Source organism: Rhizobium sp. R86522 (assembly GCF_042466255.1).
GTDB lineage: Bacteria > Pseudomonadota > Alphaproteobacteria > Rhizobiales > Rhizobiaceae > Allorhizobium.
On the sequence record NZ_JAXHBX010000001.1, the window covers coordinates 3,003,917 to 3,020,510 of the forward strand.

Genomic DNA, 16,594 nt, shown 5'->3' on the forward strand with positions numbered 1-16,594 from the left:
TAATGTGCTGGCAGGTCAAGCGCGAGTTGGTCTAATCAATCTGCATGTCCTCACTTTCGCGTCCCAAACTGCCTCTCTCCGTCGCACTGCCACTCTTCGTGGCAGTCGCGATGTTCCTGGTGGCAGTCGGCACGACCCAGATCGGCATCATGGCTCTGCGGTCGAGCAACGAGACGGGCCTGCGCGATCAGGCGCTGGTCTTCCTCGATGCCGTCGCCGGCAATATTGCTGCCGAGATCAGAGAGGCCGATGCCCGGCAATCCGTGCAGCGGACCCTGGCGGCGTCGCTTGAGTTTCGCACCGCGCTTCTCGAAGAAAGCATCGCGGCACGCTGGACCGACACGTCGGGCGAAACGATCACGGTGGCGCTGGCCGAAAGCGATGGAGACCTGCTCGATCAGGCTTTGAACGAGGCGCAAGCCAACAGCCCTGGCGACGTCAGTCCGCGACTGGTTCCAGACAGATCCGTTCTTCTGGTTGCACGCAGCTACGGAATGGCCGAGGGGCGCCTCTATCTCGCCGCGACCTTTGACACGCAGCCGCTTGAGGCGGCCACGGATGCCGCGTCCAATGCGGCAATCGGGATCGACATCCTGGTGGCCATCATCGCTGCGGCTGCGGCTTATGTCGTAACACGGCGTTCGCTCAAGCCACTCGATCAGTTTATCGACCGGCTGGCCGATCCGGAGGGTTCCTCGACAAACGGGGCCGACTGGCGGCGCGGCAACGAATTGCGCCAGCTGGAAGCGGCTCTGGCGATGCGCGAGCAATCGGAAGCCCAGAGGGTCACCATCCTCGAACAAATGGCGCAGCAGGAACGCGACGGTCTTCTCGCGCGCATGGCAGCCAGCATCGCGCACGAGGTGCGCAATCCGCTGGCCGGGCTGAAGAACGGCATCTCCACGCTGAAGCGCTTTGGCGACCGCGAGGATGTGCGGAAGGAAACGCTGACATTTCTGGAGAACGGGCTCGACAGCATCGGCCGGGTGGTCGACGTCACGCTCTCCACCTATCGCCGGCGCTCCGGATCCAGAATGATCACGGCCCAGGATATTCGCGACCTCGAGATCTTGATCGCTCCGGAAGCGGGACGAGCCGGCGTCGGGCTTGCCTGGATGTTCGAGGAGCCGACTGAGTTCCGGGTGGATGTCGATGCGCTCCGACAAATTCTGATCAATCTGATGCTGAATGCCGTTCGCGCATCACCGCCAGGATCCACCGTCACCGTTTCCCTCACCCGCAAGGATGCCCAGACGGTTGTGCTCAGCGTCGCCGACGAGGGACCGGGGATGCCGCCCGAGATCGTCGCCGCCATGATCTCGGGCCGTGTCAACGACATCCCCGTGGAGCGCAGCATCGGGATCTGGATCGTCGCCTCCCTGGTGGAGCGGATTGGAGCGGATTTGTCGATCCGCAGCGACAACACGGGAACGAATGTCCAGCTGACGCTGGCGACGGCGCTGCAGGGCGGAGCGGAGACATGACATGGTGACGGCAGGTCGCATTCTGGTGGTCGAGGACGACGCGACGCTTGGCCAGTCGCTGCAACAAAGACTTACCCTGGAAGGCTTCACCGTCAGATGGGCGCGGTCGGCGGCAGAAGCCAATGCAGCGCTCAAGGCTGGGGCACCCGACATCATCCTCTCGGATATCCGGCTGCCGGATGGCGACGGCGAGACCATCATGCGCCGGCATTTCGAACGCTTCGGATTGGTCCCGGTCATTTTCATGACGGCCTATGGCGACATAGATCAGGCCGTTCGCCTGGTGCGGGACGGCGCGGTCGATTACGTCAGCAAACCTTTCGATCTCGATCAGCTTGTCGAGACCTTGCAGGGTATCAGCCGCCGCAGGAGCAGCGGCCCACAGGTTGGGGCGGCATTTTCCGGCAGCAGCGCGATGCGCAGGATCGGCGCGACACTTTTGCGGGCAGCCGAAATCGATCTGCCGGTCCTCGTCCTCGGCGAGACGGGAACCGGCAAGGAGGTCGCGGCCCGCTATGTCCATGAGGCCGGCCCGCGCAAGAACCTGCCGTTTGTCCCGGTCAACTGCGGCGCATTGCCTGCAGAGCTCGCGGACTCGCTGCTCTTCGGCCATGAGCGCGGCTCCTTTACCGGCGCTTCGGGCATGCATCGCGGCTTTTTCGAGGAGGCAGACGAAGGCACGCTGTTTCTGGACGAGATCGGCGATCTGTCGCCCGTGCTGCAGGTGAAGTTGCTGCGCATTCTGGAAACGCGGGAATTCCGACGGCTGGGGGGAAGCGAGACACGCAAATTCGGAGCACGTCTCGTCTGCGCCACCAACAAGGAACTCGGCGCCATGGTGGCCGAGGGCCAGTTCCGCGAGGATCTCTGGTTTCGCATCAATGTCATCGCCTGCAAGCTGCCGCCGCTCAGAGAAAGACATGAAGAGCTGTCGTCACTGCTTGAGAGCTTCGCATCTGCCGCAGCATCAAGGCTTGGGCACGGCAGCATCGTCGTTGACGCGGCAGCACATGAAGCGACCAAGCGCCACCGCTGGCCCGGAAACATCCGCGAACTGATCAACCGTGTCGACCGCGCCGTTGCCATGGGTGACGGCCGTGTCCTGTCCGAGGCTGAACTTTTCCCCGAGGGACTAGCCCTGACGGATACCAAGTCAGGCGTCGTTCCAGACACGAATGCCACACTCGCCGACGTACGCGACGCCGCCGAGCGGGCTCACATCAAGGCGGCACTGGCTCGCGCCAATGGATCGCCCAAGGAGGCTGCCGAAGCGCTTGGGGTGTCGCGAACGACATTGTGGGAAAAGATGCGACGCCTGAACATCAGCCCCGACGACAACTGAGGCGTCTAGCCTTGGTCAGGCTCCCTGGCGGTCGGAGACACACTGCCGCTGCGTGGCAGCGGCAGTGTCCTATGCGCCGAGGGCGGCCTAAAACTCTGCAGAGGCGCCGACCCAGAGAGTGCGGCCGATGACCCAGGGATTGCCGTTGGATGACTTTGCGTTGCCAAGCTCGTTGAAGAGATTGACGACCTTGAAGTTCAGGGTCATTCCATGGTCGTCCACGGATGCGAACTTGTAAGAGCCGCTCAAATCGACGGTCAGCACGGCAGCGAAAGCCTTGTCATCCCAGATGTCATGCAGCACTCCATCAATGCTCTCGTTGTCGTCGGTGTCTTCGACGCCATCATATGCGAAGTTGTAGTTGGCAGCGAGACCAAGCGTCAGCCGCTCGTCGAAGAAACTGCCGGAGAGACCGACCTGGGCGCGCAGCGGAATGTCCATGTTGCCGGTGACGGCGTTGAATCCAGCCTGCGTGTAGGATGTTCCCTTGTATGAAATCCGTTTTTCCAGATCGTCTTCGTCGACGAAGTAGCTGTCGGCTGAGACATTTTTGTCTGCCCAAGTGATCGAGGCTGCAAGAAGCGAGTTGTCCGCCGGGTTCCACGTGGCTATCGGCAGTTCCTTCGCATATTCGGCCGTCAAGGAGTCATACGAGCCTTTGGCATTGTTGGTCAGCACATAGGACGTATTTGTGGGCGTCCGCGAGGAATACTGATCACGAGAACTACGATGCAGATAACGAAAGCGCCATTCACCCTCGGTGAAAGGATCGGTAAAGTTGATCGCGGCAGTGAACTCGTCCGTATAAGGCGTCTTCAGATCCGCAGCATCAAGGGTGTAATAGGTTTGCGTCGGCGTCGTTGCGAAATCCCCGACGGCACCTGTGGAGCTCGGCTGCCTTGAGTAGGTCGTGACGCGTGGTTGCTGGTTCCGAATTGCGTAAGAAAGATTGGCAGCGTCGTAATACCGGTTGAAACCACCGGAAATGCTGAAATCCTCCATCGGCGTTACCGTCGCAACCAGGCGCGGAGATATGTTCAGGTTGCCCTGATAGTCGTCATAGTCGAAACGGATGCCGGGGCGGAGGTTCAGCCAGTCGAAGGTCTGGTCGAGCTCCAGATAGGCGTTTGCCTGCATGATCTGCGCATGGATATCGTACGCCTTGTGGACCGTCTTGCTATACGCAAACTGTTCGCCGTAGCACTCTTCCGTCGTGTTGCAGGTAAAGGTCGATATGTTCGCAGCCCTCAAGGCCGTATAGGCTTGAGCGACGTTGTAGGTGTAGCTGACATAGTCTTCTGCCCGCCATCGGTGAGCCTCAGTGTAGCCGAACTCGTAGCCGGTCCGGAAAGTACCATTCCCGATATCGCCGGCCAGAGCCTGGGACCAGGTGTAGCTTTCCTGCCCCTGACCGCGCTCCTTGCCCATTCCGCCTTCTCGGCAAGATGTGGTGGTGGTCGAGGTCGGATCGACGCGGCACCAGTCGAGCATGCTCGATTCGAAGACCTTGGTTCTTGTCCCCGAAATGGTGCGCCAGTAGGTCGAGATCCAGTTGCGGATCGTGTTATCGCCACCGAGGTTGAGCGCGTCGGATTTCGATGCCGTGATCTTGCTGGTCAGAGAAACGTTCGAAAGCGTTTCGCCACCGAGCGAAAAATCCTCGAACTCGTACAAGTTCTCCAGCTTGCCTGCATAGGTCCGGGTCGCAGTATCAATCTCAAGGACCCGGTAATCGTCTGACTCGAAATCCTGATAGTAGTCAGTGTGAATGCCTTCCAGCTTGAACAGGCCGAGATCCGTCTCCGCATTGGCCTGGAACCGGTAGAACTCGTTCTTGGATTCGGACTGCATGAGCTCGTCGCCGTAGATGTAGTTCTTCGCCTTGTTGGTCCAGGCATCCGTCACGCTGTACTGGCCGATGACAGCGATATTGTCCGTGATCGGACCGGTGACCGAGAAAGCCTTCTTCTTCTTGTAGAATTCCGGCTCACCTATGGCATTCGGATTGAGACCATCCTCTGTCGCGAGATTGTATTTGACGAGGTCATCACTCTCGTATTCCACCGAGGCCAATGCTCTCAGCCTGTCGGTTGCTGGCTGCATCAGTTCGTACTCAACAACGCCGCCCTGGAAGGCGCCGTAACGGGCCGACGCATTGCTGTCGATGACCGTTGCGGATTCAACAAAATCCGTGGGCACGAACACCGTCTGTGAATGCAAGCCATAAATGCGATCAGCATTGTAGGCCGTATCGTCGTCAGACAGTTCACCGCGATTGCCGGTGTCGTAAGGCTCCTCGGTCCCCGTGATCGTGTTGATGCCGATGCCGTTCAGGATGAAATTGTTCTCATAGGTTCGCCCGCCTGAGATCGAGACTTCCTGTGGCTTGGTGTTGAGGAGTGCCTGGCTTTCAACGCCGGCATTCTCGTTGGTATCGTTCTGGTACTGCACATTGGGCAGACCGCGCAGGAAGCTGTTGGCATCCCCGCTGCTCGTGCGAATTCCGACCTGGGTTGAATCCATCACGGTGGTGCCGGTATCGCCTGCGCTCTCGGTTCCGAGTTTCACGCCGCCGCCGGAGGACGACACCGTTATTTCCTCAAGAACGGTCGTGCCGGCAGCCGCGGCTTCGTCGATCGTGCCTTCGGCAACCAGCGATGCGGTGCGGGCACCTGTCACGCGGATCTCGATGCCGGCACCGGCGGTGAGGGCGCGCAGTGCAACCAGCGGATCGGTTTCGCCGGCGACGGCCGCTGAGGTCCGGCCAGACACGAGGGCTGCGGCATAGCCGACCTGCCAGCCCGTCTGACGCGTGAAGGCCCTGAGGGCCGCATCGATCGGCTGCGCAGGGATCGAGATCGCCCGGGGACCGTTCGTCGTCGGACTTGTCCCGGCATCCTGCGCTCGAACCTCAAATACACCGGCCGAAGCCGAAACCAGTGCCGTGGACACCATGAACATGGCAAGCCTGCGCTTGCCGACCGATACTTTACGCTCTGCCATCTTGATCCCGGGCCGGAAGCCCTTGTAACCCTGTTGTCACCCCGCCGCCGCGCATCATGCGCGTCGGCTCTGATGGGGATGACGTGTCAGCCCGGCCGGTCTCACAAAAAAACTTGAGACTTTAGCGAATGAATAAGATTCCGCCCGGCAATCGCTCGATTCGCGCCCCTGCGGCGGTGGCGACGCTGTCGAGTGCAACATCTGCCTCGGCAATGCGGAAGCTGCCGCTGACGGGGGTTTCAAGGGCGGCGGCCGGCAGAGTGACGATGGTGAGATCCGTATGGCGTCCGATCTCGACGAGGGCGTCACGCAAGGGAATGGCGGAAAGCTGGATCCAGCCTTCGCGCCAGGCAAGCCGGCTTTCATCGTCTCCCTGAGGAAGGAATGCGATCCGTGTGCGATCGACGGCCGCCGTCTGGCCTGGCGTCATGGCAACCGGGCTCGATTGCTCGCCATCGCGGGTCAAGACGACGCGACCGCTTTCCAGATGCACGACGTCTTCTGCATCACCGCGCGCCACATCAAAAGCCGTGCCCGTCACCGTCACGGTGCCATAGGCCCCTGTCACGCTGAACGGCCGGGCAGCGTCATGCGCCACCTCAAAATAGGCCTCACCCTCGAGAAGCCGCACGGCCCGCCTGCCATCTTCGAAATCGAGGCGGACTGCCGTCTGGCTGTTCATCTGCATGCGGGAGCCGTCGGGCAGATCGACCGCGACGATCTCGCCGGCAGCGGTCCGATAGTCGGCCTGCAAACCGAGGAGCCAGTCGCTTCCATGCAGCGGCACGACGATGGCGGCGGTGATCGAGGCTGCGAGCGCGAGCGACAGACGCGGACAGCGCCGGGTGATAGCCGGCGAGTGTCTGATGGCCTCGACCGGCAGCAGCGATGCCGTCGCCGTCTGGGCGGAAGCCACGGTCAATGCGGGACATTCATAGAGCGCGAGCACCCGCGCCAAAGCTGCGCCCCTGTCCGCACCTTCGGCCAGCCAGGCATCGAGCGCATCCTGATCGACCTCCCCCGCCTGACGCTTCAACACCCATTCGAGCGCCTGGTCTATTATCGGGTCCGGATGCCGATAGCGCGCTTGATCCTCATTGTCAGTCACTGCGTGCATGACGGTCTTCCGCTGAAATGGTGCATGTTAATAGATGACGTTTCAAATCAGTTCTCCTCCCAAAAATTGCAGATTCGCGCCCGTGCACGCGGCTCATCGCTCCATCTTCTCCCGGATTTCCATGAGGACGGCCATGGCCATCTTCATGTCGTTGAACACGGTGTTTGGCGACACACCCAGCCTTCTGGCGATCTCGGGATAGGCAAGGCCTTTCAGCCGGTTGAGGCACCAGGCCGAACGGGCGCGCGGTGGAAGCGTCAGCAGCGCACGATTGAAGGCCTTGACCAGGTCGCGCTGGATGGCCTGATCTTCGATGCTCGGCTGGGGATCGGCGACAACGACGGTATCGGCCGCCTGGAATTCCCGCTCCTCATGCAGGGCGCGCACCTTGCGCCGGCGAAGATGATCGAGGGCGAGATTGCGAGCGATCTGCCAGAGAAAGGCCTCGATATTGCCAGGCGTGCCTTGGTCGAGCGCCCGACGCGCTCTCAGATAGGCGTCGTGCGTCAACTCCTCGGCCTCGGCCGCATCGCGCACGATCCGCAGGATCGCCCGGTAGAGCGACTGCCGCATGCCGAGAAACGCGTCGTCCAGCCTCTGCGTATCGCCGGTCATGATGATCCCTTGCCGAAGGACACGAGCGACGACGCCAGCCTCAGCCAAGCGCGCAATTGCTCCGCCAGGGCCGGCATCTCCGTCATTCGACCTCGCGTTCCGGCCTGGCGACCGCGCCAAGCGGCAGCTTGGTCAGGACGGCGATATTTTCAGTGCGGAATATATGCGTCGCATGAGCGACAAGCCTTTGCGCCGTGACCCGCTCGCCAAGCCCTTGCATGCGCCGCAAATATCCGGCATCGCCATAGCGGCGATGGCTGAGAGCAAGGCGGCGCAGCCAGGTGTTGGGATCGGTCAGACGACTTCCTTCAGCAAAGGCGATGTCCGAGCGGAACTTCTCCACATCCGCCTGTCTGGCAATCTCCGGCATGCGATCGAGTACGGCAAATGCGGCTTGCGTCAGTTCCTCCGTGCGTTCCGGCGCGCAGTAAAAGGCGAGCGTGCCGAGAACACGGTCCTGGTCGGGATCGGCCTCAAGCTCGAATTCGAGGCTGTAGATCCCACCGAGAACATTGCGCAGTTCCTTCTTCAGGTTCTGCTGGGCAATCGGCGTCAGCGTTGAGATGACGAAGCTTGCCTCCGGCGTCCAGTCGAGCCCGGCGAAGAAGGAAATCTCGACACGTGCGCGATCGCCGGAGAAGACTTCGACCTGTGCCGCATGCCGCCCGGCCCTTTGCAGGGCAACCTGCGTCTTCATCGAGGCCGCACGCGGGACGGCGCCGATCACGGAGGCGAAGCTGTCGCGGATCTCAGAGCCGGGCTCGGGGCCGACGGCATACCAGGTCACCGTTTGTTGAAAGTGGGTGCGGGCGATGTGGCTCAACTCTTCCGCATCCACCTGCCTCAGGTCCTGCAACGTATCGACCGCACCTGCTTCGCCGTAAAGCAGTTTGGTGCGCTGTGCGGCAACCTCATCCGGCCGTTGGTCGTTCATCTGCGCATGCAGGGCCTCGACGGCTTCCGGCCTTACGCCGCCGAAAGCAATATTTGCGGCATAGGTCTCAAGGCGGGCCGGGAGATCGGCCGGGGCTGCAGCGATGCCAGCGTCGAGATTGCTTTCCTTGAGCGCGATGCTCCACTGCTGCGTCTGCTCCTTTGCCCAGAGATCGTGTTCGGACTGGCTCCAGAAGGTGAAGCCACTCTGATCAAAAAGCTGGACCGCCGCCTGGGAGGCCGAGCTTGGAAAAAGGCTGTTGAGGTATCCCGGGCGCGATTGGCCCGAGAGATAAACCTTGCCATCCGGCGTATCCCGCACCAGCCAGACCACCACGTCCCCGTTTGACAGCGTCCATTCGATGACATCGGGATTTCCGGAGCGGCGCTCAGCGGAGATGCGGCCCGATCTGGCCACCTGTCGATCGGCTGGCCATACGGGTGCGGCGGTCGCAATCTCAGGTTCTGGTGTCCGTGGCTGACGTGGCGGAAGGTCAGCCATGGCCGCCCAGCGCGCGCGTTCCGCTTCCACGGTGGCAACCGTCGGCAGCGTCACCGAAACGCCGCCCGGCACCTGGTAGAACAGGACCTGATCCTCGGCTGCCAGCATCTCCCGCAGGCGCTTATTGAGACCCTCGAACGTGATGCGATTGAGGAGAGCGGCCGTGCGGGTCGTGCGGGTTGCGGGATCATCGACGACCGAGCCGGTCAGAACCGCAGAGGCGATCCGGTCCTCCCATTCCGCATAGGTTCGGTTCTCGGCTGCTTTTCTGTTGTTCTCGTTGATGGCGCGGGCGCGCATCATCAGGCTTTCAAACCCGTCGCGCGCCACACCGTCACGCCGCAGCCGTTCGAGTGTTTCCATCAGCACAGGTATAGCTGCTGCGTGGTTGTCGGTGCGGGCGTTGAACGCGAGGATCAGCCGCTCCTCGGTCGTTTCCTGCGCCGCAAAGCCGAGGCTGTCAGTGACCGTCGCATGATGCGGTGCCTCCGCCTGCACGGCGTCGCGGATCAACCGCGTCAGGAAATACTGCTGCAGATAGGCGATCTGTCCCGAATCCGTCAGCCGGTTCGGCATGGGCAGCCGCAGGGCATAGGTTACCTGCGAGCTCGAGCCCTGCTCGTCCTGCACCAGGTTGACGTTGAGACCCTGCTTCAGGGGCAAAATACGGTAGTCGCGCTCCGGTGCGGGCAGCCTCGGTGCAGGACCGAAAGCCCTCTCAAGGGCATCACGTGCTGCTTCCTTGTCAATGCGGCCGGAGACGATCAGCGTCATGTTGGAGGCGCGATAGAAGCTGTCATAAAAGCTGCGGATCTCCTCGATCGAGGTGCGCGATATGCCGGCATGGGTGCCGATTGTCGGCCGGTCGACGTAACGCGACCCCGTGCGCAGGGCGGCCTTCTTCAGGCGGCTCACCCGGTCGGCGACGCTTACCGTCTGGCGCAGTTCCTCGAGGATGACGAAGCGCTCCTTCTCCCAGTCCTCAGCCTCCAGTGCCGGCTTCATCACCAGATCGGCCATGAACTGCAGCGATCCCGCAAGATCAAGCACATCATCAGGGCGGGTGCGCAACATGAACTGTGTCTCGGCCTCCCGCGTCACCGCATTAATCTCGACGCCGGTTCGCCAGCCGAGCGCCTCGATCTCCTCGTGCATGGAGCGTCCACGAGCCTCGTTCCTCTGGAAAACCATATGTTCCAGGATATGGGCAATGCCGCTCGGCACCGGCTCGTCCACCGAACCGGCATGCACGATCAGGCGGATATTGAAGGGGTCCGTCTCCTTGCCGCTGTCATGGAGGAAGTAGCGCAGGCCGTTGTCGAGCGTCCCGGTCGCAATGCGCGGGTCCCAACCGGGGTCTTGTGCGGCCGAAGGGCCAGAAAGGCAAAACAGCGAGAGGACCGCAATGAAGATCAGGCGCATGTGAAGTTCCAAACAAGGGGGATCGGATCGTCGCAAGACGCGACCGCCTCCAAAAGATGAATGGAACTATCAACTATAACAATTGATCACAAGTGCTGTGTTCGGAGCTTCCCAAGGGGGCATTCAATGGAAACAGCGGAGCCCGCCCCTCTCCACAAGGGTCAGGGCTGATCTTGCGGCGGATTGGCCGAAGGAACGGACGGGTTGCCTTCGGTGCGGTCGCGGTGCAGCGCTGCCCTTGCAAGCAGGATAAGGGTGACCGGGGTCGTCAGCGTGACGAAGACACCGATGAGGATCTCGTGCAGGACGGCGCGCGAGCCGACGACTGAGAAGTAGAGGATCGAGGCCAGCATGATTGCGCCCGTGCCCCAACTCGTGCCGAGGGTTGGCGCGTGGATCCGCTGATAGAAGGTTGGCAGGCGCAAAAGCCCGATGGCACCGAGCAGCGTCAGGCCCGAGCCGAGCAGAAGCAGCACGGAAACGCCGATGACGACCCAGAGCGGAAGATCGGCGACTGGCACGGTCATTCGATTACCTCACCGCGCATGAGGAATTTGGCCAGCGCCACGGTTGCCACGAAACCCAACAGGCTGATCACCAGGGCCGCCTCGAAATAGACCGTGCGGCCACTGCCGATCCCGAAGGTAACGAGCATCAGCATGGCGATCACATAACATGCATCGAGGGCGAGGATGCGGTCCTGGGCACGTGGGCCGATGAAGATGCGTACGGCCGCGATGATCAGCGCGAGCCCGAGCAGCACCTTGGCAATCGAGACGGCGGTGAAAAGAATGATGGCGCTCATTCGATAATCTCCAGCAACAGGCGTTCGTAGCGATGCTTGATGTTAGCGACCCACTGCTCCTCGTCGATCAGGTCGAGAACGTGGATCAGGACGGTCTTCCGGCGCTCGTCATAGGCAAGCCAAGCCGAGCCCGGCGTGCTGGTCAGGATGACGGCCATGATGGCAAGGGCGGTCGGATGCTCGATTTCGAGCGGGACCGTGATGAAGCCCGATGTCTGTTTCCGACGCTTGCCGCTGAGCATCAGCAGGGCGACGGCAGCATTCGAGCGGATGATGTCGACGAAGACGATCAGCAAGAGCTTGAGCAGCAGATACCACTTCTTTATCTTCGGCTTGTCGGGTCTGAGCGATGCTATGGCCCAACCGCCGAAGATCGCCACGACAGAACCAAGGACCAGATGTCCGAGGGTAAAGTCATTGAGCAGCAGCCACATCAGTAGCAGCGCCAGGCTGAGAAGCGGATGAGGGATCATGGCGCGCTCCCTCCCTCACCTGCTGTCGTTTCAGAAGAGCTTTGATCCTTCACCACATGGGCATTGCGCACAGCATCCACATAGGCGGACGGGTTGGAGAGTGTCCGGATCGTCGTGTCCATATAGGTCATCGCCGGTCCTGCCTTCACGGTCAGGCCGAGCGTGAGCGAGAGCAACAGCATCACGGGAACGAGTTCGACCACGAGTACCCGCGGCACAGCCCCTTCGATCGATCCCCAGAAGGTGCGTATGCCCGCACGGGTCATGGAGATCAGGGCCGCGACGCCTGAGAGAATGACCAGCACGATCAGGGTCCAGACGGCAAGATCGGGCGTCGTCCCGATCGAGCCCGTGCCCATCATGGCGGACAGCATGGCGAACTTGGCGATGAAACCCGACAGCGGCGGCAGACCGGCAAGCAGGATGCCGCAGGCGGCAAAGCAGATACCGAGGATCGCCATGGTGCCGGGCATGGTCGTGCCCTCGCCGTCCTCCATGTCCGCCTCCTCGCCGTCGCCATAGGCCTCCATGGTGACGGCAAGGACGTTGGCGCCCGCATCCTGTCCGCGCTCCACCAGTTCGATCAGCATGAAAAAGGCGCTGATCGTCAGGGTGGAACTCACGAGATAAAGCAGGGCACCGGAGGAGACGACACCGTCATTGATGCCGAGCACCATCAAAAGCGTGCCGGAGGAGACGAGGACCGAATAGCCGGCGAGACGCCCCAGGGCCTGGGATGCAAGGACGCCGATGGTTCCGAAGACGAGCGTCGCCATGCCGCCGAGCAGCAGGACCTCCGCCCCGAAACCTGCCGATGGACCATCACCGAACAGCAGCATGGTCAGGCGCAGGATGACGTAGATGCCGACCTTGCTGAGGATCGCGAACATGCCCGCCACCGGGGCGGAAGCGGCACTGTAAGCGGACGGCAGCCAGAAGCAGAGCGGCCACATGCCAACCTTGATCAGGAAGGCGACGCCGAGCACTGCAGCACCAGCCTCCATCAGGATCAGGCGATCCGGCTCCATGTCCGGCATGCGCAGGGCAAGGTCGGCCATGTTCAGCGTGCCGGCGGTTCCATAGACAAGGCTGACCCCGATCAGGAAGAAGAGCGCTGCGACAAGGTTGACGGCGATGTAGTGGAGCCCGGACTTGACGCGCAGCGTGCCCGTGCCGTGCAACAGCAACCCATAGGAGGCGGCCAGCATGACTTCGAAGAAGACGAAGAGATTGAAGAGGTCCCCGGTCAGCAGCGCGCCGTTGACGCCAACCAGCAGAAGCTGGAACAGGGTGTGGAAATGGGCTCCGACGGCGTGCCACTTGGCCATGGAGAAGACCAGTGCGGCGATGGCGAGGACAGCGGTCAACAACAGCATCATCGCCGAAAGCCCGTCAATGACGAGCACGACGCCGAAGGGGGCCGCCCAATTTCCGAGCAGATAGACGTTTTCGAAACTGTTCGGTCCGCTCTCGACAATGAAGAGAACGAGGGCGTTCGCGAGCAGCAGAACCGTCGCCGTCAGGCTGACCAGCGCCTTGGTCGTCCTGTTGCGTTCGTCGATGAACAGTAGGATCGCTGCCGTCATCATCGGCAAGAGGATCGGCGTGACGATGAGATGGTGGCTCCAGTCGATCACGGCTTCTCGTTCCTCCCGTCGACATGGTCGTTGCCGGTCAGTCCGCGAGCGGCGAGCAGCACGACAAGGAAGAGAGCCGTGGTGGCAAAGCCGATGACGATGGCGGTCAGCACCAGGGCCTGGGGCACGGGGTCGCTCAGCGTCGTCGACACCACGCCGTCCTCCAGGATAGGCGGCATGTTGCTCTTCACCCCACCAACGCCGAAGATGAAGAGGTTCACTGCGTAGGACAGCAGCGACAGTCCAATGATCACCTGATAGGTCCGCGGACGCAGGATGAGCCAGACACCACAGGTGGTCATCAGTCCGATGGCGAGCGACAGGATGAGTTCCATCAGCGCTTCTCCCCCTTGGCTTCAAGTGCCCTCAGGCGGTTGATGCGGATCGACTGGTGGGCAAGCGCCGTCAGGATCAGCACGGTCGCGCCGACCACCAGCGAAAAGACCCCGAGATCAAAGAGAAGCGCGGAGGCCGCCGGCACCTTGCCGATCAGGGGGATTTCCAGATAGCGGAAATGCGAGGTAAGGAAGGGATAACCGAGGAGCCATGCCCCGATCCCCGTTGCCGATGCAGTGAGGATGCCGGCTCCCATCCAGCGCAACGGCAGGATGCGGATGCGATCTTCCGCCCAGCGCGTGCCGCCCGCCAGATATTGCAGCAGGAAGGCGATCGACAGGGTGAGGCCGGCCGAGAAGCCGCCACCGGGCATGTCGTGACCGCGCATGAAGAGATAGACGGAAAGCGTGATGATGACCGGAAAGAGCCACTGCATCAGCACCGAAGGCACGAGCAGATAGTCGCGCATCATGTCGCCCGGCGACCGTTCCGGCTGGTCTGCATCGAAGCGGTTTTGGCGTACCTGCTGTTCCGGCAGTTCCATGCTGTCATCAGCCGGACGGAAACGGCGCAGCAGGCCATAGACGGTCAGGCCGACGATGCCGAGGACGGCGATTTCACCGAAGGTGTCGAAGGCGCGGAAGTCAACGAGGATGACGTTGACGACATTGCGTCCGCCGCCTTCCGTATAGGCGTTCTCAAGGAAGTAGGTGGCAATCGCATCCGGCACCGGCATGGTCATCACCGTGAAGGCAACGACCGACATGCCAATGCCGCAGGCGATCGCCAGTGAAAGATCGCGGAAACGCCGGAACCGGCTTTTCAGGGTCATGACCTCGCCTCGGTCGGGGCTGCGCTTCGGCAACCAGCGCAAGCCGAGAAGGATCAGGACCGTTGTGACGATCTCCACCAGCAACTGGGTGATCGCAAGGTCAGGCGCGGATAGCCAGACGAAGGTCATGCAGACGATCAGCCCCACCCCGCCGAGCATGATGAGGGCTGCCAGACGATGGTACTTGGCAGAAACCGCGGCGCCGATGGCGAGCGCCATGCCGACCAGCCAGAGAAGGCCAAAAGCCGGATCGATGGCGGAAAAGACGATCGGCCTGCGTTCGAAACCCGAGAAATAGAGTGGCAGGGCTGCAGCGACGAAGCCGCTGACCACGATCCAGCGGAGCTGCGGCTGCAGATTGCGGGTGCCGAGACGGCTTTCCGCGAGACGCGCCCAGCGCCAAGAGACGGTAACCAGGACCCGTTCGAAAAGGCGCTGGCTACGCAGTCGACGGAGATAGGGCGGCCCATCCTCGCAACGTGACAGGTAGTCCCGCATCACCACATAGAGACCGATGCCGCCGAGAAGGGCGATCAGGCTCATGAGCAGCGGCACGTTAATGCCGTGCCAGACGCTGAGGCTGTATTCCGGGGTCTGGTCACCCAGCACACTCTCAACGGCCGTCTGCAGGAACGGGCCGATGGAAATCGCGGGCACGATGCCGACGATGAGGCAGACCACCACGAGGATCTCGATGGGAACGCGCATCCAGCGCGGCGGCTCATGCGGGGTCTTTATGGGCAAGTCCTTCGGCAGCGGGCCGAAGAAGACCGTGTGGATGAAGCGAAGCGAGTAGACGACGCTGAAGAGGCCAGCCAGCGTTGCGACATAGGGCAGGATCACATCGAGCCAGGAATCCGCGTGGGTCTCGACAGCTTCGGCAAAGAACATTTCCTTCGACAGGAAGCCATTGAGAAGGGGCACGCCCGCCATGGCGGCGCTGGCGACCATGGCGAGCGTGGCCGTTGCCGGCATGAAGCGATAGAGGCCGCTCAGCCGCTGCATGTCACGCGTGCCCGTCTCGTGATCGATGATCCCGGCCGCCATGAAGAGGGAGGCCTTGAAGGTTGCGTGGTTGAGCATGTGGAAGATCGCCGCCACCGTCGACAACGGACTTCCGAGGCTGAGGAGCGTCGTGATCAGGCCGAGATGGCTGATCGTCGAATAGGCGAGCAAACCCTTGAGATCACGCTGGAACATCGCCAGGAAGGCGCCAAGCAGCATGGTCGAGATGCCTGCAAGGCCGACGAGAATGAACCATTCATAGGTCCCTGACAGCACCGGCCAGAAGCGCACCAGCAGGAAGACACCCGCCTTCACCATGGTCGCGGAATGCAGGAAGGCGGAGACCGGCGTCGGGGCTGCCATCGCATTGGGCAGCCAGAAATGGAACGGGAACTGGGCGCTCTTGGTCAAGGCACCGAGCAGGATGAAGATCAGCGTCGGCAGATAGAGCGGATGTTCGCGCACCAGCTGGCCTGAAGCCAGGATCTTGTCGAGATCGTAGCTGCCGACGATCTTGCCGAGGAGGAGCATGCCGATCAGCAGGCAGAAACCGCCGATACCGGTGATCGTCAGTGCCATGCGCGCCCCGTCGCGGGCTGCGGCATTCGTGTGCCAGTAACTGATCAGCAGGAAGGAGAAGATGCTGGTCAGTTCCCAGAAGATCGAGAGCAGGATGACATTGCCCGAGACGATGATGCCAAGCATCGCCCCCATGAAGGCCAGCAGGAAGGAGAAGAAGCGCGGGATGGGGTCATCCTTGCCCATGTAGTAGCGGGCATAGAGGATGACGAGAAAGCCGATCGACGTGACCAGCATGGAGAAGATCCAGGCGAAGCCATCAAGCCGCAGGGAGAAATTTAGCCCGACTTGCGGCAGCCACTCGGCCGTGAACCGCAGAACGCCGTTCTGCATCACGAACGGGTAGGCCGAAGCCGTCAGGATCAGGGTCAGGAGCGTCGTTGCCCCTGCAACGAAGACCGGAAGATCACGGGACGTCGTGTTGAGGATGAAAGCCGAGCCAAGACTGCCGAGGAACGGAAGAACCAGCAACAGAAGCAAAAGACTCGAAGCGTCCAGCGTTATCCCAA

At 61.7% G+C, this 16,594-nt stretch carries 12 protein-coding genes; 2 read left to right on the forward strand and 10 right to left on the reverse strand.

Annotated elements, in window-relative coordinates; all coding sequences use genetic code 11:
• Nucleotides 1–44 precede the first annotated feature (44 nt).
• Both SJY08_RS14625 and SJY08_RS14630 read left to right on the forward strand, forming a co-directional pair.
• Nucleotides 45–1,484, forward strand: a complete 1,440-nt coding sequence (locus SJY08_RS14625) for a HAMP domain-containing sensor histidine kinase (protein ID WP_300890306.1) — start codon at nt 45–47, stop codon at nt 1,482–1,484.
• A gap of 1 nt (nt 1,485) precedes the next feature.
• Nucleotides 1,486–2,826, forward strand: a complete 1,341-nt coding sequence (locus SJY08_RS14630) for a sigma-54-dependent transcriptional regulator (RefSeq protein ID WP_377276544.1) — start codon at nt 1,486–1,488, stop codon at nt 2,824–2,826.
• Between the two features lie 87 nt (nt 2,827–2,913).
• Here the strand turns inward: SJY08_RS14630 and SJY08_RS14635 are convergent, their stop codons facing one another.
• The 10 genes from SJY08_RS14635 to SJY08_RS14680 form a co-directional block, all read right to left on the reverse strand.
• Complete coding sequence (locus SJY08_RS14635; protein ID WP_377276546.1) at nt 2,914–5,829, reverse strand: hypothetical protein; 2,916 nt, start codon at nt 5,827–5,829, stop codon at nt 2,914–2,916.
• Between the two features lie 121 nt (nt 5,830–5,950).
• Nucleotides 5,951–6,946: a FecR family protein gene (locus SJY08_RS14640; protein ID WP_377276548.1), complete on the reverse strand. Its 996-nt coding sequence runs from the start codon at nt 6,944–6,946 to the stop codon at nt 5,951–5,953.
• Between the two features lie 93 nt (nt 6,947–7,039).
• Complete coding sequence (locus tag SJY08_RS14645; RefSeq protein WP_377276550.1) at nt 7,040–7,561, reverse strand: RNA polymerase sigma factor; 522 nt, start codon at nt 7,559–7,561, stop codon at nt 7,040–7,042.
• 82 nt (nt 7,562–7,643) lie between these two features.
• Nucleotides 7,644–10,418: an insulinase family protein gene (locus SJY08_RS14650; RefSeq protein ID WP_377276552.1), complete on the reverse strand. Its 2,775-nt coding sequence runs from the start codon at nt 10,416–10,418 to the stop codon at nt 7,644–7,646.
• Between the two features lie 161 nt (nt 10,419–10,579).
• Nucleotides 10,580–10,945, reverse strand: coding sequence for a monovalent cation/H(+) antiporter subunit G (gene mnhG, locus SJY08_RS14655; protein ID WP_377276554.1), 366 nt, complete (start codon nt 10,943–10,945; stop codon nt 10,580–10,582).
• A complete protein-coding gene (locus SJY08_RS14660; RefSeq protein WP_054150750.1) occupies nt 10,942–11,223 on the reverse strand; it encodes a K+/H+ antiporter subunit F in 282 nt (93 codons plus the stop codon). Before SJY08_RS14660 ends, mnhG begins: the two co-directional genes overlap by 4 nt.
• Nucleotides 11,220–11,696, reverse strand: a complete 477-nt coding sequence (locus tag SJY08_RS14665; protein WP_377276557.1) for a Na+/H+ antiporter subunit E — start codon at nt 11,694–11,696, stop codon at nt 11,220–11,222. The genes SJY08_RS14660 and SJY08_RS14665 overlap by 4 nt, the downstream gene beginning before the upstream one ends.
• Nucleotides 11,693–13,333 (reverse strand): monovalent cation/H+ antiporter subunit D, encoded by a 1,641-nt coding sequence (locus tag SJY08_RS14670; protein ID WP_377276559.1) that lies wholly within the window; start codon nt 13,331–13,333, stop codon nt 11,693–11,695. Before SJY08_RS14670 ends, SJY08_RS14665 begins: the two co-directional genes overlap by 4 nt.
• On the reverse strand, nt 13,330–13,668 hold the full coding sequence (locus tag SJY08_RS14675) for a Na+/H+ antiporter subunit C (RefSeq protein ID WP_300890294.1): 339 nt from the start codon (nt 13,666–13,668) through the stop codon (nt 13,330–13,332). The genes SJY08_RS14670 and SJY08_RS14675 overlap by 4 nt, the downstream gene beginning before the upstream one ends.
• Nucleotides 13,668–16,589, reverse strand: coding sequence for a monovalent cation/H+ antiporter subunit A (locus SJY08_RS14680; protein ID WP_377278616.1), 2,922 nt, complete (start codon nt 16,587–16,589; stop codon nt 13,668–13,670). The genes SJY08_RS14675 and SJY08_RS14680 overlap by 1 nt, the downstream gene beginning before the upstream one ends.
• Nucleotides 16,590–16,594 lie beyond the last annotated feature (5 nt).